This window comes from Yoonia sediminilitoris (assembly GCF_003058085.1).
Taxonomy (GTDB): Bacteria; Pseudomonadota; Alphaproteobacteria; order Rhodobacterales; family Rhodobacteraceae; genus Yoonia; species Yoonia sediminilitoris.
In genome coordinates this window covers 152,548-175,835 of record NZ_QBUD01000008.1, presented here as the reverse complement: position 1 = coordinate 175,835, position 23,288 = coordinate 152,548, and the positions used below count along the sequence as shown (strand labels likewise).

The following is a 23,288-nucleotide window of genomic DNA, read 5'->3' as shown; positions in this document are numbered from 1 at the left end:
CTTTCTCATCGTCCACTCCTCAGTGGCTACGATGAGCAACAAACCCTCCCTTAGCAAATACAGCTATTTGGACCCATAGGCGCTGACGTCAGACACCCCTGCGCCAAATCAGCGCCAAGGAGAAATGTTCGGATAGCTATATCAGGACCCGCTCGCAGCTCGCCTTTCTTGCGCCGAAAATCCAAAGGGCAATTCTTGCGGGGCAGCAGCCACTCGAGTTCACACTTGAAAAGATAATCCGCAAGCCAATACCTCTCGATTGGGATCAGCAGCTTGCCACTTTTGGATTTGACGCCCGCTAGCCGCTTTGGCCCGGGACAGCCGTCCACCGACTTCATGACCAGAATTTGACAATCGCAACTGCATCCAAAGCACTGCGCTGTGCGCGATGTTGCAGCAACTGCGTGCCGCACTAAACTGAGAAAAAAACGTCCTATTTCCCTGTTAATTCCCTGTAAAAACTACTCAGACGACAAAACCGAAGCGCCTGATGCTGGGGTCAGAGACAACAGGTGGAAAAGTCGGCAATCAAGGGTTTGGGAATCGTCTCTACAGGAAAGCGCCATTCTCAAACCCCCGGAATTACGGGAGAAATCAGGCGCAAATCGCAGGTGGGTACGTAGACAGGGGTGGGTGGCGGAGACGAAGGGATTCGAACCCTCGAGACCCTTCCGGGCCTACTCCCTTAGCAGGGGAGCGCCTTCGACCACTCGGCCACGTCTCCGTTGGCGTTTCTATGGTCTAAGTTGCGGCTAAACAAGCATCTTTTTCTGTGAACACCATAAAAGAGGCAACCCCTTGTTTTTATTGATCTTCGACAAGTTTCAACCAGATTACGGGTGTTTTCTGAGCGAATGTGTGCAGGATGCTTGCAACCTGTTCCGCATTTGCTTTGGTTCGCGTCTAGAAAATTGATTTAACTTGACATTTTTCTGTATGCATCGGCTCTGATTTTTTTCACGAGAGCGCCAAGCACGATTACCCGGCAGTGGTTTGGAGGACATCGGCGCAAGGCGGCAGGCGGACGTACTTTTAGGAGACAGCCCCTGATCTACACGTGCTTCTGCCTGACGGGCCCATTTGTGGGCGTCGCTTGAGAGGTGAAAGGTCGCGCTGGCGTGCCGGCCCTTGCGTCTGATCTGGACCCGGTATTCATCGGAGGGAAGCTTGCCTATAATGGCCATATCGTCTGCGCTGAGTCTTCGAAAAGGGGCAAATCGGGGGATATAGGGCGCGTATTCCTGGCAGGCAACTTTGTCCCGCAACAGTTCGAATGTAATAGAAAAAAATGAAAATAAATCAACACGCTAGACTTTCCATTGCCCCGATGATGGATTGGACGGATCGTCATTGCCGCTATCTGCATCGTCTGATGAGCCGGCATAGCCTGCTCTATACCGAAATGGTGACGGCGCCGGCGGTGCTTCATGGAGATTGTGAACGTTTGCTAGGCTTTGATCCATCCGAGCAGCCTGTGGCGCTGCAACTGGGGGGCTCTGATCCGGTGCAGCTTGCGCAGGCGGCAACAATTGCGGCGGACTACGGCTACGCAGAAATCAACCTGAATTGTGGCTGTCCTTCCGACCGTGTCCAGTCAGGCAGCTTTGGTGCCATCCTGATGGAAGACCCGGCATTGGTGGCGCGCTGTTGTGACGCGATGATTGCGGCAGTTGATGTGCCAGTCACCATTAAATGCCGTATTGGCGTTGATGATCAGAACCCACACGAAGTGCTGCCGGATTTTCTGGCCCGTGTCAGTGCCGCGGGGGTTGATCGCTTTTCTATCCATGCGCGCAAGGCATGGCTGCAGGGCCTGTCGCCAAAGGAAAATCGCGATATTCCGCCGCTGGACTATGACCTTGTGCTCGCCATGAAGGGGCTGTTTCCGCATCTGCATCTGTCGGTCAATGGCGGCATTGCCACGCTGGACGCCGCGACAGAATTTTTGGCCAAAGGGATGGACGGTGTCATGATCGGACGCGCGGCCTATCATACGCCCGCCGCGATTTTGCTACAGGCTGACGGGCGCATCTTTGACGACCCGCTTGACCGCACGGTTGAGGACGTCGTTGCCCTGATGCTGCCCTATATCGCCCAACACATTCAGCGTGGTGGCAAGTTGAACCAGATCACCCGGCATATGCTGGGCCTGTTTCAAGGCCGTCCGGGCGCGCGTGGCTGGCGCCGTTACCTGTCGGAAAACGCGCATAAGGAAGGGGCTGGACCAGAGGTGGTAGAACAGGCATTGCAGCAGATAACGTCGATTGCTGCCTAAGGCTTACCTACATGGAAAACATGTCACTTTTGCTGACCATGGGGTCGCTGTTGCTTGCCGTGGGTGCGTTTGCCGGTCTGCTGGCCGGGTTGCTGGGTGTCGGCGGCGGGATTATTCTTGTACCTGCGTTTTTCTACGTCTTTGGTATGTTGGGATATGACAGCCCGCAACTGATGCAACTCTGTCTGGGCACGTCACTGGCGACAATCATTATCACATCGCTGCGGTCTGTCCTTGCGCACAACCGCAAAGGTGCTGTCGATTGGCAAATATTGCGGGGCTGGGCCATTGGCATTGCTTTTGGGGCCCTTGCCGGTGTTTTTGTCGCCGCATCCTTGCGGTCTGCAACCTTGCAGTTCACTTTTGGCGTCATGGCGGTTTTTGTGGGATGCTATTTGGCCCTCGGCCAAAGCAGCTGGCGTTTAGGCGACAGAATGCCGGTGGGTGTCCGGCGGGCGGTTATTTCGCCTCTCATCGGGCTTTTATCGGTTTTGATGGGGATTGGGGGCGGCGCGTTCGGCGTGTCGATCATGACCTTGCACGGCGTGCCAATTCACAGGGCCGTGGCCACCGCTGCCGGTTTGGGGGTTCTCATTGCGGTCCCTTCGGTGGCAGGGTTTCTGACTGTCTCTGTGGACAATGCCCCACCGTGGACTTTTGGCGCGGTCAATCTGGTCGCGGCGGGGCTTGTCGTCGCGATGACCCTGATTACCGCTCCTTTGGGCGCGGCGCTTGCCCACAAGACCAATCCCTTTGTTTTGAAACGTATTTTTGGGCTGTTCCTGATCCTTGTAGCCCTGAACATGCTGCGCAAGGCTGCGGGCTGGTGACACTAGTTGCCCACGCGTCGTAGGTCTTGACGCCGGTTGAAGTCGGACAGGGCCTTGCCCGGTTCATCAACAAACAGACTGGGAAGGATACGCAGACCGGTGACTTCATCGACCCGCAATTCTTCAAAATCCTTGGATTTTTCACACCAGACGACGCAGGTCCAAAGTCGCCCCCAATAGTCCAACTGCAAGGGGCGGACAGTTCTTGTCAAATTGGCTTTGGTGATTTCCAGCTTTTGGCGGGTCCGAATGGCCTGCCGGATCGTTGGCAAATGCTGAAAGCTGCGGGCCGCATCGGCAAAGGGATAGATCGCAAAGCCATAGCCCCTTGGGGCGCGGGTCCGATCCTCTGGCATGACGGCGTCCAACTTGGCGGACAGGGCGGCGGCGGCGGCAGATAATTCCCGGTCGCCACTTTGCCCCACCGCAGACAGGCCAAGATGCAGTGCCTCGACCTCTGTCATGGTCAGGTTCAGGGGGGGCAGGGTAATGGCAGCTGTCACGCGGTAGCCGATCCCGCGCTCGCCCTCGATCGGGACGCCCGAGGCGGCAAGCGTGTCCATATCGCGGTAGATCGTGCGCAGCGATACATCTGTCGCGGCGGCAAGGTCAGCGGCCTTATGCAATGTGCCATCGCGCAAAATCTGGATCAGTTCCATCAACCTGTCAGCACGGCGCATGTGATTCTCCTTCGTTGTGCGCGCAGTATTTGCCATTTTTCTGACAACTGACAGTTTTTTGTCACAATAAGCGCAAATCCCTTGCAAAAAAGGCGGTTAATCGGCATTTTGCCGCTTTCCTTGCTGGGCATTCGGGCCTATTTGTCTGACAGATGTAAGACAACATGATGCAGGGATGCCCTGCCAGAGGAGTTAAAGATGCTCAATAACATTGGCCTTCCCGGTCTGCTGCTGATCGCCGTTGTTGTGCTTGTCCTGTTCGGTCGCGGCAAGATTTCCAGCCTGATGGGCGAAGTGGGCAAGGGGATCACCGCGTTCAAAAAGGGTGTTGATGACGGCAAGGCCGAAATCGAGGACAGCATGGCCGAAGCCCGCGATGTGACGCCTGAGAACGAAAAAGATAAAGCCTAACCCCTGTTCAAGGACGACGTGAATGTTTGGCCTTGGCTGGAGCGAAATGTTGGTGGTCGGGATCGTGGCATTGATTGTCATCGGTCCCAAAGACCTGCCGGGCCTGTTTAGGACGATGGGTGAATTCACGGGCAAAGCGCGCGGCATGGCCCGCGAATTTTCCCGTGCGATGAATGCCGCTGCGGATGAAAGCGGCGTGAACGATATATCGAAAACACTCAAGGCCGCATCAAACCCGACCAAGTTTGGCACCGACAAGCTGAAAGAAGCGACAGGCATGAGCAAGGGCGCCGCAACCAAGGGCCCCGCGACGCAGGCGCTTTCCGAAGAACGGCAAGCCATGAAAGAAAAGATGAGCGACGCGATGGGCAAGGCCGCCGAAGACCGGATGGCGCGCGAAGCCGCTGACAAAGCTGCCGCGGAAGCTGCGCCAAAGGCGGCAAAGGACGACGTATGAGTGCCACAGATGACATGGAAAGCAGTGCAGCACCACTGATTGAACATCTGGCAGAGCTGCGCACACGGCTTATTTATTCGGTCTCCGCGTTTCTGGTCGCGATGATCTTCTGCTTTGCGTTCGGCAGCATGTTGCTGGATTTCCTGCTGGGCCCGATTGAACGCACAATGCGCGATCTGGGCAATCCAAACCCTGTGATGCAATATACTGCACCGCAGGAATATTTCTTTACCCTGATCCGCATTTCGGTGGTGGGCGGGCTGATGCTCAGCTTTCCCGTGATCGGCTTCCAGCTTTGGCGCTTTGTCGCACCGGGGCTTTATCGCAACGAAAAACAGGCGTTCCTGCCGTTCATGATCGCATCGCCTATGCTGTTCGTTCTGGGGGCGGCGTTTGCACATTATATCGTTGTGCCGCTTGCGATGGCGTTCTTTCTGGGGTTTGCAGACCTGCCGTCTTTCGTCTCGGCCATCATGGTGAACGCTGTGCCGCCGCCTGCGGGGGCAGAGCTTTTGCCGGGTGCCACCACGGAGCTGGTGTTGCCGCAGACCGATAATGGCGTTGATATCGTCTTTAACGGCAAAGTGAACGAAACCCTTGATATTACGCTGAAAATGATTGTGGCCTTCGGGGTCTGTTTCCAGCTGCCTGTCTTGTTGACCCTGATGGGTACGGCCGGTCTGGCCAGTTCGCGCGGCCTCCGGTCCACACGGAAATATGCCGTTGTGGGCATCCTGATCGTGGCCGCTCTGGTGACACCGCCTGACGTGACGACGCAGCTGATCCTGTTCATTGTGGTCTACGGGCTCTACGAAATATCGATCCATCTTGTGGCCGGGGTCGAGCGCAAGAAAGACCGCGCCGCGCGTAAGGAAGGTGTGATCGGCGAAGGCGAGAGCCTGTTCGACATGCCCGATGATGATATTGATGATGCTGCCGATGGGCCAAAGGATACGCCCACGTGAGCGAAAAGACCCTGAGCCGGATCGCCGATGCGCTTGAACGGATGAGCCCGCCGCCGGTCACGGCGCCGGATTTTGCGGCGGCCGCGGCCTTTGTCTGGCACCCCGACCCGGACCGGCTGGTGCCGGTACCATCGGTCAACCGGGTCGATCTAGGCCTGTTGATCGGGGTGGACCGGGCGCGCGACACGCTGATGGCCAACACGCTGCAATTCGCCAAGGGGCTGCCTGCGAACAACGCACTTCTATGGGGCGCGCGCGGCATGGGCAAATCCAGCCTAGTCAAGGCAGTGCATGGAACATTGCAGGCCGACTACCCACATTTGAAAGTCGTCGAAGTTCAGCGTGAGGACCTGCCCAGCATCGGGCGCTGCCTGAACCTTCTGCGTGGGGTACCAGAGCGGTTCATCATGTTTTGTGACGATCTGTCATTCGGCCATGATGATGCGCATTACAAGTCGCTCAAGGCGGTGCTGGACGGCGGGATTGAGGGGCGGCCGGACAATGTTGTGCTTTATGCCACATCAAACCGGCGGCATCTGATGCCCCGTGATATGATCGAAAACGAACGGTCTTCCGCGATTTCGCCATCCGAAGCGGTCGAGGAAAAAGTTTCGCTGTCGGACCGGTTTGGGCTGTGGCTGGGTTTTCATCCCTGCGATCAGGATGAATATCTGGCGATGATCAGGGGCTATTGCGATGCCTACGGGGTCGTCATAACGGACGATACCCTGCGGGCCGAAGCCATCGAATGGCAAGCGACACGCGGCAGCCGGTCAGGGCGTGTGGCGTGGCAATTCTTTACGGACCTCGCCGGTCGGCACGGCATTGCTACATCGTAAGATGGGTTTTAACCCATCCCTTTTCATATGATCCGACCCACCCATTCTTGCGTTGAAGCATCTGCTGAATCCGTTCCGGGGAATAAAATGCCCCACGCGGAGTCGGCCGATTTTCTTCTGCTTCTCAGTCACCTGTGGACAGGTATGACGGCGCAGGCTCAGTTGCTGCGGCTTTGATTGCGGACATGATCGCTGCCTGGAGCGCAGAGCGGCAGTCGCGCACGCGGCCCACGCCCTGTGTAACGTGCCGTCGGGCTCTGGCATCATTGGCCGGAGGGCCCCAATTCTGATGCATGACAGAGGTCAAGGATAACTCAGGAAATGGATGCCCGACCAATTTCGTGCAAAAACGCCCTGCAGCAGGACGCGTAGAGGCCAACTCCTACATATCGAAGCCGTCCAAATTTGGATCTGCCGCCAAAGCAACTGCCTTTTTATATTCTGATTTATGCAGCACTTCGAACTCCCCCCAAGGCTTGTTTGGTCCGGCCCAGTGAATGAGCGACGGGTCTTGGTAATAATCCTGCGATGGGACGAAATTCCAGCATAAATCAAGCGGGATATACTGTCCCCGACAATAGAAATTGATTGCGTCCTGATCGTGAAAACCGAAGGCTTCAACAGTGGCAAGGCACTTCTCCGTGAATGAATCCTGACGCAGGCGTTCCATTTCCATCACCAAAACACCTGCATTGAAGGCTTCGAAAGCGACAGGTCCGGATGCGTAGGCCCACAATCGCATTTTCCTTGCAGTTGGGGCATCCTGTTTTGTGGCTTTCAAATCCAAAAGGCTCGTACCTGTGCGCCACATTTTCGAGTTTGTCGGCCGCCCGGCAATTGCGGCTTGCCCCATATCCAGTTCCAAGAGGTCTTTGATGTCCTTCAGAACGATCGTGTCCACATCAAGATAGGCCAGACGATCAACATCGCGCAGAATTTCCGGCAGGAATAGCCTGTCCATCGTGGCAACAGTCGTATGCGAAAGCAGGTGAATGCCAGAATAGTCAATATTTGACATGTCAAAAACGCGGAAATGCACCTCAGGCCATCGGGCTGCCATTTGTTCCGCAAACGAGGCTGGCAAATCGCGGGTCATCACGTTGATACTCAGTGAGGATTTTGTATTTGCACAGACGCTGGCAACTGTTGCAAGCAATTGATCCGCGAGTCGCGAATCTACTGCCAACGCGATGTTCAAATTATTTTCGCGTGGTTGCGGGCCGAAGGTACGCAAGGTGCCAAGAATATCGGTTGCTGCCTGTTTCACATAGGTGTCACGCTTGGGAAGGACTGGCGCATTCTCGATGCGTTGTTTGGCGAGAGAGACATCTTCGGCGCACACATCGCGCCAAATACTGCGTATTTTGTCCTCGGGTTGACCTGAAAACAGGGGCGTGAGCACAGCTTGAAGCTTGTCTTCAATTGGCTTGCGGATATCGGCGAACGCATTTTCATCCAAGTTATCAAGGCCATCAAAACGGATATCGGCACCGAAGCGCGGTCGAAAATCAACTTTCAATCCGATAGAGCGGCAGGGTAAATAGCAGTGCAGCCTGGAGGTGATGATCTTTCCGAACTTCCGGTAGCCCTCAAGCATTTCATCCGCCACATCGAGTCCCCTGGCCATCGAGAAATCGCGCACGCCATCATAAAGTTGTTCGAAACTTTCAATTTCTGCCTTCTTTTCGTCTGGCGTCAGCGTCGCTTCGACATTGGCGGTGGGCTTGAAACTACTGTCCTTGTGCGGTCCAAAGACAAGACCAACCGTAGTCGTCAGACACCCGGAAAAAAAGGCTTCGACACCGTATTCTTGAAGACGATAAACCGTCGTCCAATCGCGGCAACCAATTGGTTCGAAACGCTTAAGGTACTCAACGGCTTTCTCGGTGAGAAAGTTATTATGGTTAATATGAAAGGAAATGAAAATTGGCCGAATGTCATCGGGATAAGGGAAATCAAAATCACCGCGGCCATTTGCATGCATGAACCAGCCATTTGAGATCATCCAAGTCGGCTTGAGATAGTGGCGACCCGAGGCGTAATCTCGATCGACCGGAACGACAGAAACCGTGACAGGCTTTTCCCCTTTGATGCTGTTCTTTTCGTCGACGCGTGCCTGCAGACTGGTAAGTTTTTTGGTCAGAGCGGGGTCTTCGGATTGAAATGTTATATTTTGATGCCGGGCGACATTGGCAAAGGCGGCCAGTGTCTGCACGTAGTCTCCGGCATTCGACGACGTGCGGTCCCGGTCCAACAATTTATAATCCATTAGTCCGATTTGGACGCCGCAATGCTCAATACCTACTGGCGTGGCACGCGCGCCGTGTGACGTGCGGATCCAATCAAGTTGCGCATGGTCATTTTCGTCGAAGAAATCTCTAAGAGCTTCAGTTGAAGGCAGCTTTTCGACGATAGCCATGGCATCAGAGATACGCATGACCTTCATTAAGGATTGCGCCAATTGGAATGCGGTAGCGAAGTCGGACTGTTCCATGAGATTATCAGCTATACGAATGACCGTATCCGCTGCATCATCTTGACCACTGGCCAGCAGACAATCCGCGAATTCGATAGAGGCTAGCTCAGTGAGTTTTCTTTGGTCCTGCGTGGAAAAATACCCCAAGGCAGCCTTTTCAAAACCCGTTTTTGCCAGAAAAATGCCCATTATGATCGCGCCGATTGACTTCGTCTCTTCTCTCGACATCAAAGCCTGACCAAAAGTCTGCGCTTCAGAGAGGTGGCCGACGTCCAACATATGACGGACACCTGCAACCGACGCTGATTCGAATGATTGTCCTTTGAGAAGGCCCGTCGTCAGTGCACCAAAGCGATCCTTACGCAATTCATTGCGCTGACTGTGGTAAAGGTCCCTATGTTCGCGCGCTCGGTCGCGATCAAGCCTTACGCGCGCTAAGTCATCCTTTGTGCGTGCTAAGTTACCCTTTACGCGTGATAAATCCTCCCGCAGGCGCCGCTTGCTTGCCTTGCGCCCCAACAATCCAGGAAAAACCTTCATTTAAATCTGTCCTCTTGTGATTTGACTGTTTCTTGCTCGCTTTGTTTGAATTGCCTGATCGGGCCACTAGTACAAGGGCAGTCAGCGCCCTTTCACAACTTTGCGGTGAGTAATCGTTGTTTTTTGTCCAACTGGACTTGAGCTGGTGTATTTGCTCATCTTTGTCAACTGGGGTATGGGTGGCTGAGAAAGAGTCTTTTCGACGTTGGATTGTGCCCAAGAAAAAGCCGACATCGATTTTTGACCCTATCGAATAAGCGTGCAGCGGTTTGCATAGAATTTCGAATTACTTGCTGCGATGCCCCAGACAACATTGTCCCATGCGCGAGCGCTTTATTGGAGGCGACCGATAGCATCACTGTGCAGGGCGCTATTGGCCGCGCCAGTGACTTTGGCGGGGCTCGGCATTGTCTTAGGTTTCAAAACACTCACGCTTTTACGTCTTGCTTTGTGGTAAGGTTGCGCGCTGCTTGATCTGCTGTCCTTTGATGCAGATTGTATCGTAGTTTGCATCGCTCGCTACAATCGGCAGGGTTGGAACCTCCCGACGCCCAGACAAAGTCAGGGTAGATAATCCGTCGGGTCGACGCTCTTGAGCCCCCGACGTACTTCGAAATGCAACACGGGCCTGTCTGCGGCTTTGACCTTGGCAATGGATTGACCGCGCGAAACCTGATCGTCTTTTGACACGCTCACACTATCGATGTTGGTGTAGACGGTCAGCAGGCCATCACTGTGCTTGATCACGACGATGTTGATCCCGCTGGTATTGCTGGTCACGGCGGCGACGGTGCCCGCGTCTGCGGCTTTCACAGTGGCACCAGCAGGTGCTGCGATATCGATACCTTCGTTCTTGCCGGGCGCATAGGCGCCGATGATGCTGCCCTCGGCAGGGCGGACAAAGCGCGCGTTTGACGATGCAGGTGAGGCTGTGGGCGTTCCAAGGTCCGGTGCGGCTGGCACGGCTGCGGCAGGCAAGGGGGCTGATGGTACTTCGTTAGGCAGCGGTGTCGCCGCGCTTGGGGGCAGGGGGGTCACCGTGCCCTCGCCCGGTTGCGTCACATTTGCCGCCGGAACAATGGCCGCAGCGGGGGCAGATGCGCCGTCCTGGGGCACAAGCAGGAACTGTCCCTCACGCACTGTGAATTCAGAGTTCAGCCCGTTCCATTCCGCGATCGACTTGACCGGCACCTTGTAGAGCCGCGAGATCGAATAAACTGTTTCACCGCGTTTGACCTGATGGCGGATCGGCTCTGGTACCGCAGGGGCTGCCGCGACAGGTGCGGCAACCGGATCAAGTGGTGTGGCCGTGATCCGGCCGCTTGCGTCTGCGCGATCCAGCGCGCTGGTGGCCACGGCAGAAATATCCAGACCGGTCCCGCCCGCGACAGGCGTGGCATTCGCATCAGGCAGGGGATTGGGCAGGGCGATAATCTCGTCCCGGCGCAGAACCACATCGGGTTCAATCCCGTTATATGTGGCCAGTTCATTGGCATCGAGACCAAGGCGAATAGCAATGCCCCTGATCGTGTCGTCCCGCTGCGCAACGACAACCTGATAGGTGGGATAGGTGATGACCCCGCGTTCGTCAGGGCGCGGCCTGCCTGGCAGGTTTTGCACGGCGCGGCTGGTATCAAAGCCATTCACTGTATCACGCAAATCGAAATCGAAAGGTTCTTCGCATGCTGTGAGCGCTATCAGGGCTATACCCGTCACGACTGCACGCTGTGCCTTGGTCCGCCTGTGGGACATGTTACCGCTCCTCTTGCCAAGTCGCCCCTTGTTGCCGGGGTCGTACCATATTTTGTGGCAGTTTACTCCTGTCCGAGCCCTTCTAGCAAGGGTACAAAGCGCACAGGGCGAATTTCATCATATTCCAGGCCGGTTTCGGTGCGTGTCACGCGGATCAGGCTTTGCACCGTGTCTGACTGACCGACCGGCAGAACCATGATCCCGCCCACACGCAATTGCGCCAAAAGCGGGCCTGGAGGGTCCTCTGCGGCGGCTGTCACCAGAATACGGTCAAACGGCGACTGGTCTGGCAGCCCGTGGCTGCCGTCGGCGGTGAAGGTCGTGATATTGCTCAGGTCCTGCTCTTCGAAAATGCGTTTCGCGGACTGCACCAGCCCCTTGAAACGGTCAACAGTATAGACGCGGCGCGCGAGCTTGCTGAGGATCGCAGCCTGATAGCCAGACCCGGTGCCCACTTCCAGAACCTTGTCACGGGGGGTGATGTTCAGCGCCTGCGTCATCAACCCGACCACAGAAGGCTGGCTGATCGTCTGTCCGCAGGCGATGGGCAGGGGCATGTCCTCATAGGCACGCTCTGCAAACAAGCCTTTGACAAAGGCCGCCCTGTCAATCTTTTCCATAGCTGTCAGGACACGTGCGTCCGTGACCCCTTTGCTGCGCAACTGGTACAGGAATTGCATCTTGGTTGCCGCGTCATAAGTCACCCAAGCGTATCCTCAAGCGTTGCGACCATATCGTAATCGGTCAGATCAGCCCGCATCGGGGTGATAGAGATATAGCCGTCAAGGTTGGCCGCGGCATCGGTGCCCGGATCAGTGGGTTCATGCTGTGGCCCGCCCCGGACCCACAGAAAACGGCGGCCTGTTGGCGATGTCTGCGCTTCGGCCCGGAAGCGGGTATTCAGGCGGAACCCTTGGGTCGTTGCAGCTATCCCCTTAACCCGCGCGGCGGGCACCGGCGGAAAGTTCACATTGTAGAACGGCATATAGTTGGCCGTGTCCCACAAGTCATCGTGCATCAGCGCGCGCACGGTGCTGGCCCCATGTTCAACCGCTGCTTCAAAGGGGTTCTCCAAGGTGTTGTTGTCAGGTCCAAAAAACTGAGACAGCGCAATTGATTTGACGCCTTGCAATGCACCTTCGATAGCAGCACCGATGGTGCCGGAATAAAGCGTGTTTTCAGCGGCGTTGTTGCCTTTGTTGACCCCGGACAGGATCAGGTCGGGCGGCCCGTCGGGCATCACGTCATAAAGGCCCGCCATGATGCAGTCGGCCGGTGACCCTTCGGCGGCGAAACGACGTTCGTCCAGTTGCGCAATCATCGTAGGTCGGGTGTAGTTGATGCAATGGCCGACACCCGATTGTTCAAACGCCGGCGCAACCGTCCACACGCCACCGTCATCGCCTGCAATCTCTTGGGCGATCCGTTGCAGGACTTTCAGCCCCGGTGCGGCGATGCCGTCGTCGTTTGTAATCAAAATGCGCATGAAAGGCCCCTATGTCGTTATCCCGTTCCTAAGCGAGGGGCCAAAGGGCGGCAAGCGCGGCCCACATCATCGCATGAGGTTGCACAAAACCGTAGAAACTGGGCAACGGTACTGAGGTGCAAAGCCAAAAAATCAGTCGCTGCGCGCACTGGTGTTGCCGGATTAACCGATAATGTCGGGCAGCAAACGCGCCGCCTCTGTGGCGGGGTCCGTCAGGGCGCTGCGGTCCTCACCGGGATAAAACCGGGCGCGCACGGCAGTTGGCATTGGCTCAGGCGACAGGATGCTGACCTTGGGTCCGGTTTTGAGGCTTTCTGCCTGCCAACTGCGGGCCAACGCGATTTGCGCGCCCTTGGTTGCCCCGTAAGCCCCAAAGAATTGTTGGCCACCGCGCGGGTCGTCAAAGAATACGGCCTGCCCGGTCTGGCCCAACAGGGGGGCAACATAGCCGATCAGCCGTGCGGTGGCGTCGATATTGATGGAAACGGATTTGGCAAGGTCTTTGGGGCCAATATGACCCGCAGGGGCAAGTGGGGCTGCATGTATCGCCGTATGGAGCCACAGATCCAATGTGCCCCAGCGGTCATAGATGCCCCGGCACAACTGCTGCATGGCCGCGTCAACGGTGATATCCATCGGGGCAAGTGTCGCCTGACCACCGTTGGCTTGAATGGCATCGTCAAGCTCTTCCAACGCGCCTACGGTTTTGCCCACCGCGATGATGTGATGTGTCGGGGCCAACGCCTTGGCCAGTGCTGCCCCAAGTCCGCGCGATGCGCCTGTAATCAATGCTGTCTTTGTCATGTGCGCGTGATGTGCCGAACCGCCGCCAAGGTCAAGTGCGTTAGCGGGTTGCCACCGTGAGTTGATAGGTCGTCCCGCGGGCATCTGTCATTACAACCACGTCACTGCCAATCGCTGTGATCGTGATGCCAAAAACCTCGGACCCTTGGGTGACGCGCGCGACCTGCCCGCGGCCAGAGCGGAGGAGCGCCGCAGGGCCATCCTGCGCCTGCATCAGCCCGATCACAATCAGATTGCGTGGGTCAACCGCGTTGGGGATCGTCGCTTTTTCGGCCACGAGGGCCGGTGTCTGCTCTTCTGCCATTTCAGGAGTACCGGTTAGTTTCTCTTGCTTCAGGGGCGGCTTTGACAGGTATTCGCGGCCATGAAAAGAGCAATGCCAGACCGTCAGGGCCGGATTGCGATCACAATCTCGCGGGTCAGGCGGGGGTGTCTGCGATCAATGTGCCGTCTTCCCTGTAGACGGCGGTTTTGAGCGGCTTTTCCAGCAACGCCATCACAGCTTCGGACGGGCGGCAAAGTGCCACGCCTTTGGGTGTGCAGACAATCGGGCGGTTCACCAGTACCGGATGCGCGACCATGGCGACAAGCAAAGCATCATCACTGACAGCTGCATCCAGCAAGCCAAGTTCTGCGGCTGGTGATCTGCCGGTGCGCAATGCTTCGCGCGGCGTCAGGTCGGCTGCTGCAAAAAGCCCCTGCAATTGCGGGCGGGTCCAGCCAGCTTGCAGGTATTCAATGATCGTCGGTTCTGTTCCGCTGGCGCGAATAATGGCCAAGACATCGCGTGACTTGCTGCAATCGGGATTGTGATAGATGACGGTGGTCATATGCAGCGTGTGATGCGGCCCATCCTATTCGTGTTACTCTGCCGCTGTACGCGGCTGAAAGCCCTGTTCGATCATGTCGGACGGGGCCACCGGGTATTCGCCCGAGAAACAAGCGTCACAATAAGCGGGCGAAGCGTTGTTGCGGCCTTCCGCCTCGCCCACAGCCCGATAAAGACCGTTGAGCGAGATGAAGCGCAAGCTATCTACGCCCAGATGCTTGCGCATCTCATCTTCGGACATGGTTGCAGCCAGCAGCTTTTCGCGTTGGGGCGTATCGACGCCGTAGAAACAGGGCCAAGCCGTGGGTGGGCTGGCAATGCGGAAATGCACTTCGGCGGCACCGGCATCAAGGATCATTTCCTTGATCTTGCGGCTGGTGGTACCGCGCACAACGCTGTCGTCCACCAGAATGACTCTTTTATCCTTGATCAGTGCCCGGTTGACGTTCAGCTTCAGGCGCACACCCATGTTGCGGATCTGTTCGGTCGGTTCGATAAATGTCCGGCCCATGTAGTTGTTGCGGATGATCCCCATCGCATAGGGAATGCCTGATTGCAGCGAATAGCCGATGGCCGCAGGGGTGCCGCTGTCGGGGACCGGGCACACGATGTCCGCGTCAACAGCCGCTTCCTTGGCCAGTTCGCGCCCGATGTTTTCGCGGGTCTCATAGACTGACCGGCCACCCAGAATACTGTCGGGTCGGCTGAAATAGACATGTTCAAAGATGCAAAAGCGCGATTTTTTTGTTCGGAAGGGGAAGTGGCTTTCGACACCTTTGTCAGTGGCGACCACCATCTCACCGGCTTCGATTTCGCGGATGAATTCCGCTCCGATGATATCCAGCGCACATGTTTCCGACGCCAGCGCCCAGCCGTCGCCGATCTTGCCCAGTACAAGTGGGCGCACGCCCAATGGGTCGCGGCAACCGATCAGTTTGGTGCGTGTCATCGCCACGATGGAAAATGCACCTTCGACCTTGCGCAAGGCTTCTTCCATGCGGTCGGGGATTTGCCGGCCCATGGAGCGCGCCATCAGGTGGATGATGCATTCGCTGTCAGATGAGCTTTGAAAGATTGAACCGCGTTCGATCAGTTCGCGGCGCAGGGCGACGGCATTGGTGATATTCCCGTTGTGGGCAATGGCGGCCCCACCCATGGAAAACTCGCCAAAGAACGGCTGCACATCGCGCATCGCCGTTTGGCCCTTGTTACCCGCCGTGGAATAGCGGACGTGGCCGATCCCGATGCTGCCGGGCAGTTCTTCCATGGTATCGGCACTGGTGAAGTTGTCGCGCACCAACCCCATGCGGCGGGCCTGATTGAAGCCTGTTTTGGGGTCATGCGTGACAATCCCGCCTGCTTCCTGTCCGCGATGTTGCAGCGCATGCAGGCCAAGGGCCACGAAATTGGCCGCATCTGTCACGCCGACAACGCCAAAGACGCCGCATTCCTCCTTGAGCTTGTCATCGTCAAAGGGATGGGCGGGGGGCATCTGAGGGGACAAGAGGGCAGCTCCGAATCCAATGGGTCTGGTTGCCCCCGTCTTAGTGGGTCCGGGGGCGGGTGTCACGAAACTATCATGTTTCTTTTGGACAGCATGGTGTCGCAGGCAGCGGTCGGACCGGCGCTTTGGCCTTGTTCCTGTCCTTTCAGCGCCCAAGACCGAAGGGCGCTGTTCGGTGTTACTTTTTGCCTGCTCTGACTCGGACGCTGGGTTAGTCGGTCGCAGGTGTCTCTGGTGCTGCCGGCGCATCGGTTGGTGCGTCACAGCTGGCCATCATGTCCTCAAACCGTTGCTTGAGCCAGCCAAAGGCCTCTTCAGGGTCTTGCTCGTCAACCTGACCGGACAGTTCCGAAAAGGCGACCGCAGAGCGGCTGTCGTCGATGATCGCAACCTGTTGGTCGGCGAAGACATTGTCGTAGACAACAAAGGCAATCGCCACCAAGACAATGCCGCGCAACACACCAAAAAAGAACCCAAGCGCCTGATCAACGCCGCCCAATGCTGATTTCTGCACAACGCTGGAAAACAGCGGGGTAAAGATCGAGATCACGACAAGTGCAACAGCAAAGACCGCAGCAAAGGAAATGATCACGGCAATTTCGCAGTTGCCACCGATGAAATCCCCGAGGATCGGGACTTGCTTGATCAGTGGCTCAACCTGATCTGCAAACAGATAGGCCAGCACTGCGGCACCGATCCAGCCAAGGATCGCGAGCGCTTCGCGCACCAACCCGCGACTATAGGCCAGTATGCCTGACAAAATGATGATGCCAGCAACACCCGCATCGACCAGCGTAAAGCCTTCCATGGTTTATCTCCTGCCGTGAGCCTTAACGGGCCCCAAATACTTCTTCGACGAACCCGGCCAAATCTGTTGCATTACTTAGTGTCAGGCCGGCGACCGCTGGCTGTTTGGCCTGTTGCGGTATGATCGCTGTGGTAAAACCAAGTTTCTGCGCTTCTTTCAATCTATTTTCGGTCTGCACCACCGGACGCAACGCACCCGACAGGCTGATTTCCCCGAAAACAACCGCCTCTTTGGGCAGGGCTGCATCTTCGCGGGCGGATACCAAAGCCGCCGCCACGGCAAGGTCTGCGCCCGGCTCTGTGATACGCAAACCCCCTGCCACGTTGAGATAAACGTCCAATCCGGCAAAGGGCACACCGCACCGCGATTCGAGCACGGCAAGGATCATGGCCAGCCTGCCACCGTCCCACCCGACCACAGACCGGCGGGGTTGGCTGTGTGGCGAAGGTGCCACAAGTGCCTGTATCTCGCACAGCATGGGGCGCGACCCCTCAACGCCGGCAAACACCACCGACCCCGGCGCAGGGGTGCCGCGTTCGGACAAGAACAGGGCCGAGGGATTCTTGACCTCGGCCAGCCCTTTGCCAGTCATTTCAAAGACGCCGATTTCGTCGGCAGGGCCAAAACGGTTCTTGACCGAACGCAAGATGCGGAACTGGTGTCCGCGTTCGCCTTCGAAATAAAGCACCGTATCGACCATATGTTCGACGACGCGGGGGCCTGCAATCGCGCCCTCCTTGGTGACATGGCCCACCAGCACGACGGCCATGCCGTTGCGCTTGGCAAATGTCGTCAACTCATGCGCCGATGACCGCACCTGACTGACGCTGCCCGGTGCGGACTCTACCGTATCGGCCCACATGGTTTGAATGGAATCGATGATCGCAAGATCGGGTTTTTCGATATCAAGCGTGGTCATGATATCGCGCAGATTGGTTTCAGCGGCGAGCAGGACAGGACTCTTCTCAAGCCCCAGACGCCGCGCGCGCATTTGCACCTGTGCGTTCGACTCCTCACCCGAAATATAGATAACTTTCAGACCATTGCGGGCAAATCTTGCAGCGGCTTGCAGCAGCAATGTTGACTTGCCGATGCCCGGATCACCGCCGACCAGCAACGCAGAGGCTTTGACCAGCCCGCCGCCCAGCACGCGGTCCAGCTCGCCGACGCCTGCTTTTGTGCGCGGCGGTTCGGCCTCTTGCGTGTCCAGATCAGTCAGCGGAATCGTCTTGCCACGCATCCCGCCAAGGGTTTTCCCCTTGGGGCCGGTGGACAGCGCCTTGCTTTCGGTAATTGTATTCCACGCCTGACAGGCATCGCATTGCCCCGACCATTTCTTGTGCGCGGCGCCACATTCAGAGCAGGAAAAGGAAAGGTTCTTGGCCATGTTCACCTTTTGGACCAATGGCCGCCATTAGGCAATGGGTTGATCCGATTTTGCCGTTGGTGTGAGCGCCGAGATCGCGATGGATGCCAGAATACAAGCCGTGAACATGTAAAGCCCCCAGGCTGTTTCCACCTTACCAATGCCCACGCCCTTGGCCACAACGATATAAAGTGCAATCAGAAACACATCAGCCATGGCCAGTTTCCCCAGCCACGACAATATCGGTAAAACCTTGTCTTTCAACAGATTAAAATGGATCAGAGCCAGCCCGATTGTCTTGAGGTAGGGGGCAAAGAGCGCAAATGCCGTGACCAGCAGTGCCAGTGCGACGTCACTTTTCCACAGGCTTTGCATACCTGATATGACACTGATTTCGCTCAGCCCGAAAAGCGGCAGAAAACCCGCGCGCATCAGCGGCGCAAACCACGCCACCGGAAACAAGATCAAAAGGGCAAGATTGGCAAAACGTAGAATGTTGAACATGGATCGTCCCGAAAACATGCGCTTTGTTGGCTTAAGGCCAGAAAAATGCGACGGCTACTTGCCGTAGGTGCGCCGATTGTAGCGTGCGCCCAACTGGGTCAGCACTTCGTAGCCGATTGTTTTGGCTTGCTGAGCCAGATCATCGACGCCTTGCTGGGGCCCAAGCAAAGTAAGCCTGTCAGGGGTTTGGGCCAGATCGGTCACATCAATGGTCAGCAAATCCATCGACACGCGCCCAATCAGCGGGCAGGGGGTGTTGCCGTGGAACAGCGTGGCCTTGTCAGACAATATGCGGAAAATTCCGTCGGCATAGCCGCCCGACACGGTAGCCACCTTGGACGGGCGTGTGGCCTGCCAACTGTTGCCATACCCTACGACTTCGCCGGTTGCGACTTCGCGCACCTGAACAACCGGAAAATCCAGTTCGACGACAGGGTTTGCGTCGGCAAAGGGTGCGCCACCATAAAGTCCGATGCCGGGCCGTGTCAGATCAAAATGATAGTCAGGACCCAGCAGAATCCCGCCCGTCGCGGCCAGCGAACGGGGCGCACTTATCCCGTCCGTCATCTTTTTGAAGTTCTCAAGCTGATGCGGGTTCATCGGATGGTCGGGTTCATCGGAACAGGCCAGATGCGACATCACCAGCGTCGGGTTCTGGGCAAGGGCCAGTTCGGCGACGGCAGCCCATTCCTGCATTTCCATGCCCAGCCGGTTCATGCCGGTATCAAGCTGGATACCGAACGGGTGGCCGGGCAGAGCCTCGAAATGCAGGGTCAGCTGGTCAACGGAATTCAGCATCGGTGTCAGGTTCAGGTCACGAATCAACTCCGTGTCACCCTTCATATGGCCGGAAAAAACGTTGATCTGGGGCTTTGGGCCCAGTGCCTCGCGCAGGGGCACCGCCTCTTCGGCGACGGCGACAAAGAATTTGCGCGCACCCGCCTTGAACAGGGCCTTGGCCACATTCGCAGCGCCAAGCCCATAGCCGTTCGCCTTGACGACTGCCGCCGTCTTGCAGGCGGTCCTGTCATCCAGCGCGCGCCAATTGGCGACGACGGCATCAAGGTCAATTGTCAGACGTCCGGTTCCCATGCGCACCTTTTGGCAGGGGGCGCGGGATCGGGCAAGAGGTTAAAACGGGCGGGCCACGCAAAAGGATCAGAACTGCTGATCGTCGGCCTGCTGCCATGCCTTTGCAAGATTGCCGAAACGGGTAAATTCAGCGGTAAAGGCCAGTTCAACAGTGCCGATAGGGCCGTGCCGCTGTTTGCCAATGATGACCTCGGCCTTGCCATGCAGGTTGGACATCTTTTCCTGCCAGCTGGCGATGGCTTCCATGTTGGCATCGTCAGGCTTTTCTCGCTCGACGTAATATTCGCCGCGATAGACGAACATGACTACATCGGCGTCCTGCTCGATCGAGCCGGACTCACGCAGATCAGAAAGCTGCGGGCGCTTGTCCTCCCGGCTTTCGACCTGACGGGACAATTGCGACAGGGCGATCACCGGGATGTTCAATTCCTTGGCGATGGCCTTGAGCCCCATCGAGATTTCCCCGATTTCCTGCACCCGGTTGTCAGAGTTGCCGCGCACCAGCTGCAGATAGTCCACAATCAGCACGTCGAGCCCATGGGTCCGTTTGAGCCGCCGCGCACGGGCGGCAAGCTGGCTGATCGGGATAGCGGCGGTGTCGTCAATATACAGCGGGCAGGATTCCAGTTGCTTGGCGGCATCCACAAAGCGGCGGAACTCCGTTTCGGTCATGTCCCCTTGCCGGATTTTGTGCGACGAAATTTCAGAGGCTTCGGCCAAGACACGGCCAGCCAGCTGTTCGGCGCTCATTTCCAGCGAAAAGAACCCCACAACACCGCCGTCAACAGCCCCTTCGCTGCCATCCGCCAACTTGCCCTTCTGATAGGCCTTGGCGACGTTAAAGGCGATGTTGGTGGCAAGCGATGTTTTACCCATGGATGGGCGGCCGGCAAGGATCAACAGGTCGGATTTATGTAAACCGCCCAGCTTTTTGTCTAAATCGGCAAGGCCAGTGGATACGCCTGCCAGCCCGCCTTCGCGCTGGTAGGCCGTGTTGGCCACATTCACGGCTTCGGTCACTGCGCGCAGGAAACTTTGAAAACCCTGTTCGGTGGTCCCCTGTTCGGCAAGCGAATAAAGCGCCTGTTCGGCCTCGACGATCTGTTCTTTGGGCTCTGACTCGACATCAACCTTTGCAGCCTTGTCGGCAATCGACCGGCCCACCTGAATCAACTCGCGGCGGACAGACAGATCATAAATCATCTGGGCATAGTCGCGGGCTGCAAAGGCGGAAATTGCGGCACCGGCCAGTCGGGCCAGATAGGCAGGCCCGCCAAGCTCTTTAAGCCCCTCGTCATCCTCGAGGAAAGTTTTCAGTGTGACAGGGCTGGCAAGCGCGTTCTTTCCGATGCGGCTGGCGGCGGTCTCGAAAATGCGGGCATGGACCGGGTCGTAGAAATGCTTGGGGCCAACGATCGAGGCCACACGGTCAAAGATGTCGTTGTTGGTCAGGATCGCGCCCAACAGTTGCTGCTCGGCCTCGGTCGAGTGGGGCATCAGGTCGGTCGCGGTCGCTTCGACCCCGGTTGCGTTGAATGCAGAAATTTCGTTCATGTCTCTCTCACCTCAACTGCCGAACCCGACTGTGCCATAGCAGACTGCCCGCGCGTTCCGCTATCTTAGTATTATTGGGGATCGTCTGCGGGATAACTCTGTGTATAACCGGAACTGGGCTTTCAGGCTACCATATCTAGCATGTGATTTGGTAGATTTGCGCATATTTTGAAGAGCGTCAGGATTCGCACTTAAACTTGTACACAGGCCATGAAAAAATATTTCAGGCGGCTTTCCAGCCATCCGGATCATTCAGGTATGTTTCCACCGAGGCCAGAGTGGATGCGTCAAATGCTGCCCGGGCCTTCGCCTCGGCCAGAACATCCCACCAGGTACACAGATGTATGAGCTGGACGCCATGGTCTGCCAGCGTCTCATGAACGCCTTCAAAAATATCGTAGAAAAAGATCACGGCCGTGGCGTTGCATGTGGCGCCTGTGTCACGGATCGCATCGACAAACGACAGTTTTGATCCGCCGTCCGTGGTCAGGTCCTCCACCAGAAGGACCCGCTGCCCTTCCGTCATGACCCCCTCGATGCGGGCATTGCGCCCGTAGCCTTTGGGTTTCTTGCGCACATAACTCATCGGCAGGACCAGGCGTTCTGCCACGAGTGCGCCAAAGGGAATACCCGCCGTTTCGCCCCCCGCGATATTGTCAAAGGCTTCAAAACCAGCCTCGCGCATGATGGTCACACTGAGAAAATCCATCAAGGTCGCGCGGATGCGGGGGTAGCTGATCAGCTTGCGGCAATCCACATAAGTCGGGGCCTGTTTGCCCGAAGCATGGGTGAACGGCTCTTTGGCATTAAAATCAATGGCACCAATTTCAATCAGCATTCCCGCCGTGAGGCGGGCCATTTCTTCCTTGCTGGGAAATGAAGTTGGAATCATCGTAATACCTTATTGCTTCTTATGGCCAAAAATATCCCCCCCGGAGGGTCCGCATCATCAATCCGCGACCCGCCAGTGCAGGTCAAAAGCGGGATCAAACACTGTCACGGGACCGTCGGCGGTGGGTATCGAATCGGGATAGGAAACAGGATCCCCCTTCAAAAGGGTGATGGTCGCGTCATTCGGGGGCAGACCATAAAACTGCGGACCGTTGAGCGATGCGAAAGCCTCCAGCTTTTTCAGCTTGCCTGCGGCCTCGAACACTTCGGCAAGGCACGACATTGTGTTGGGGGCTGTAAAAATGCCTGCGCATCCGCAAGGCTGCAACTTGGCAGGGTCGGTATGGGGCGCGCTGTCGGTGCCCAGAAAAAAGCGTTTGTCACCGGAAATCGCGGCCTCGACCAGCGCCACCCGATGGGCCTCCCGCTTGGCAACGGGCAGACAATAGTAATGCGGCTTGATTCCCCCGGCGAGGATATCATTGCGGTTAATGATCAGATGGTGGGTGGTGATGGTTGCAGCCAGGTTCTTGCTGGTGTCGCGGACATAATCGACCGCATCCTGTGTGGTGACATGTTCCATCACGATCTTCAGGTCGGGGACCTTCTTGCGCAGCGGCTTGAGAACCTTGTCAATGAACACCGCTTCGCGATCAAAAATATCGATGTCTGAATTGGTCACTTCGCCATGCACACACAGGGGCATGCCGATATCCGCCATCTTCTCAAGCACGGCGCGAACCTTGTCAAAATCGGTCACGCCAGAGGCCGAGTTCGTCGTAGCCCCTGCAGGATAAAGCTTGACCGCGGTCGCAATGCCGTCCGCATGGGCCTGTGCCACGTCCGCAGGGTCGGTGTCCTCGGTCAGATAAAGGGTCATCAAAGGTGTGAAAACGGCACCATCCGGGACAGCGGCCATGATCCGTTCGCGGTAAGCCTGCGCCTGCTGTGCCGTGACAACGGGGGGCACCAGATTGGGCATGATTATCGCCCGGGCGAAATGGCGGGTTGTTTCAGGCAGAACCGCCTGAAGCATTGCGCCGTCGCGCAGATGCAGGTGCCAGTCGTCGGGGCGTCGAATTGTCAGTTCTGTGATGTTCTTATCGGGCATGTAGAAACCGTTACACCTTTGCGCGGCCGGAGGCCAGAGGTCCTGCGCGCCACTTGCAGATGTCGCGATGCGCCCCAATATCAAAAGATATGGTGGTTACGAAAAGGAGAACAG

22 protein-coding genes and 1 tRNA gene are annotated in these 23,288 nt (G+C 56.9%); 6 read left to right on the top strand and 17 right to left on the bottom strand.

Annotated elements, in window-relative coordinates; genetic code table 11:
* Positions 1-634: 634 nt before the first annotated feature.
* Positions 635-724, bottom strand: a tRNA-Ser gene (locus tag C8N45_RS15345).
* A gap of 564 nt (positions 725-1,288) precedes the next feature.
* Here C8N45_RS15345 and dusA point away from each other — a divergent pair.
* Positions 1,289-2,275 (top strand): tRNA dihydrouridine(20/20a) synthase DusA, encoded by a 987-nt coding sequence (gene dusA / locus C8N45_RS15340; protein ID WP_108387131.1) that lies wholly within the window; start codon positions 1,289-1,291, stop codon positions 2,273-2,275.
* A gap of 11 nt (positions 2,276-2,286) precedes the next feature.
* Positions 2,287-3,105, top strand: coding sequence for a sulfite exporter TauE/SafE family protein (locus C8N45_RS15335; RefSeq protein WP_108387130.1), 819 nt, complete (start codon positions 2,287-2,289; stop codon positions 3,103-3,105).
* Positions 3,106-3,107: 2 nt separating this feature from the next.
* Here the strand turns inward: C8N45_RS15335 and C8N45_RS15330 are convergent, their stop codons facing one another.
* On the bottom strand, positions 3,108-3,785 hold the full coding sequence (locus tag C8N45_RS15330; RefSeq protein ID WP_108387149.1) for a helix-turn-helix transcriptional regulator: 678 nt from the start codon (positions 3,783-3,785) through the stop codon (positions 3,108-3,110).
* A gap of 198 nt (positions 3,786-3,983) precedes the next feature.
* Between C8N45_RS15330 and C8N45_RS15325 the strand changes: the two genes are divergently transcribed.
* The 4 genes from C8N45_RS15325 to C8N45_RS15310 are packed head-to-tail and all read left to right on the top strand — an operon-like array spanning position 3,984 to position 6,457.
* Positions 3,984-4,196, top strand: a complete 213-nt coding sequence (locus tag C8N45_RS15325; RefSeq protein ID WP_108387129.1) for a twin-arginine translocase TatA/TatE family subunit — start codon at positions 3,984-3,986, stop codon at positions 4,194-4,196.
* A 22-nt stretch (positions 4,197-4,218) separates the two neighbouring features.
* A complete protein-coding gene (gene tatB, locus C8N45_RS15320) occupies positions 4,219-4,653 on the top strand; it encodes a Sec-independent protein translocase protein TatB (RefSeq protein ID WP_108387128.1) in 435 nt (144 codons plus the stop codon).
* The gene (gene tatC / locus C8N45_RS15315; protein ID WP_108387127.1) at positions 4,650-5,618 is read left to right on the top strand and encodes a twin-arginine translocase subunit TatC; all 969 of its coding nucleotides are present in this window, start codon (positions 4,650-4,652) and stop codon (positions 5,616-5,618) included. The genes tatB and tatC overlap by 4 nt, the downstream gene beginning before the upstream one ends.
* 41 nt (positions 5,619-5,659) lie before the next feature.
* The gene (locus C8N45_RS15310; RefSeq protein ID WP_375342476.1) at positions 5,660-6,457 is read left to right on the top strand and encodes an ATP-binding protein; all 798 of its coding nucleotides are present in this window, start codon (positions 5,660-5,662) and stop codon (positions 6,455-6,457) included.
* A gap of 382 nt (positions 6,458-6,839) precedes the next feature.
* On the opposite strand, the gene C8N45_RS15305 is transcribed toward C8N45_RS15310, so the two are convergent.
* From C8N45_RS15305 to pyrC, 15 genes are all read right to left on the bottom strand, one after another.
* On the bottom strand, positions 6,840-9,473 hold the full coding sequence (locus tag C8N45_RS15305; protein WP_108387125.1) for a glycosyltransferase: 2,634 nt from the start codon (positions 9,471-9,473) through the stop codon (positions 6,840-6,842).
* Positions 9,474-10,034: 561 nt separating this feature from the next.
* Positions 10,035-11,225, bottom strand: coding sequence for a M23 family metallopeptidase (locus C8N45_RS15300; protein WP_108387124.1), 1,191 nt, complete (start codon positions 11,223-11,225; stop codon positions 10,035-10,037).
* 62 nt (positions 11,226-11,287) lie between these two features.
* Positions 11,288-11,929, bottom strand: coding sequence for a protein-L-isoaspartate(D-aspartate) O-methyltransferase (locus C8N45_RS15295; protein ID WP_108387123.1), 642 nt, complete (start codon positions 11,927-11,929; stop codon positions 11,288-11,290).
* Positions 11,926-12,711, bottom strand: a complete 786-nt coding sequence (gene surE, locus C8N45_RS15290; protein ID WP_108387122.1) for a 5'/3'-nucleotidase SurE — start codon at positions 12,709-12,711, stop codon at positions 11,926-11,928. Before surE ends, C8N45_RS15295 begins: the two co-directional genes overlap by 4 nt.
* A 162-nt stretch (positions 12,712-12,873) precedes the next feature.
* Positions 12,874-13,515: an SDR family NAD(P)-dependent oxidoreductase gene (locus C8N45_RS15285; RefSeq protein ID WP_108387121.1), complete on the bottom strand. Its 642-nt coding sequence runs from the start codon at positions 13,513-13,515 to the stop codon at positions 12,874-12,876.
* A gap of 40 nt (positions 13,516-13,555) precedes the next feature.
* Positions 13,556-13,819, bottom strand: a complete 264-nt coding sequence (locus tag C8N45_RS15280; protein ID WP_108387120.1) for a hypothetical protein — start codon at positions 13,817-13,819, stop codon at positions 13,556-13,558.
* A 115-nt stretch (positions 13,820-13,934) separates the two neighbouring features.
* Positions 13,935-14,345 (bottom strand): arsenate reductase (glutaredoxin), encoded by a 411-nt coding sequence (gene arsC, locus C8N45_RS15275; protein ID WP_108387119.1) that lies wholly within the window; start codon positions 14,343-14,345, stop codon positions 13,935-13,937.
* Between the two features lie 33 nt (positions 14,346-14,378).
* Positions 14,379-15,836, bottom strand: coding sequence for an amidophosphoribosyltransferase (gene purF / locus C8N45_RS15270; protein ID WP_108387118.1), 1,458 nt, complete (start codon positions 15,834-15,836; stop codon positions 14,379-14,381).
* A 223-nt stretch (positions 15,837-16,059) separates the two neighbouring features.
* Positions 16,060-16,656, bottom strand: coding sequence for a CvpA family protein (locus tag C8N45_RS15265; protein WP_108387117.1), 597 nt, complete (start codon positions 16,654-16,656; stop codon positions 16,060-16,062).
* A gap of 22 nt (positions 16,657-16,678) precedes the next feature.
* Complete coding sequence (gene radA, locus C8N45_RS15260; protein WP_108387116.1) at positions 16,679-18,043, bottom strand: DNA repair protein RadA; 1,365 nt, start codon at positions 18,041-18,043, stop codon at positions 16,679-16,681.
* Between the two features lie 27 nt (positions 18,044-18,070).
* A complete protein-coding gene (locus C8N45_RS15255; RefSeq protein WP_108387148.1) occupies positions 18,071-18,517 on the bottom strand; it encodes a paraquat-inducible protein A in 447 nt (148 codons plus the stop codon).
* Positions 18,518-18,580: 63 nt separating this feature from the next.
* Entirely contained in the window at positions 18,581-19,618 is a 1,038-nt protein-coding gene (gene alr / locus C8N45_RS15250; protein ID WP_108387115.1) for an alanine racemase, read from the bottom strand.
* A gap of 66 nt (positions 19,619-19,684) precedes the next feature.
* The gene (locus C8N45_RS15245) at positions 19,685-21,172 is read right to left on the bottom strand and encodes a replicative DNA helicase (protein ID WP_108387114.1); all 1,488 of its coding nucleotides are present in this window, start codon (positions 21,170-21,172) and stop codon (positions 19,685-19,687) included.
* A 223-nt stretch (positions 21,173-21,395) separates the two neighbouring features.
* A complete protein-coding gene (locus tag C8N45_RS15240) occupies positions 21,396-22,064 on the bottom strand; it encodes an orotate phosphoribosyltransferase (RefSeq protein ID WP_108387113.1) in 669 nt (222 codons plus the stop codon).
* 57 nt (positions 22,065-22,121) lie between these two features.
* Positions 22,122-23,174 carry a dihydroorotase gene (gene pyrC, locus C8N45_RS15235; protein WP_108387112.1) on the bottom strand — a complete coding sequence of 351 codons (1,053 nt, stop codon included), beginning with the start codon at positions 23,172-23,174 and terminating at the stop codon, positions 22,122-22,124.
* Positions 23,175-23,288: the final 114 nt, after the last annotated feature.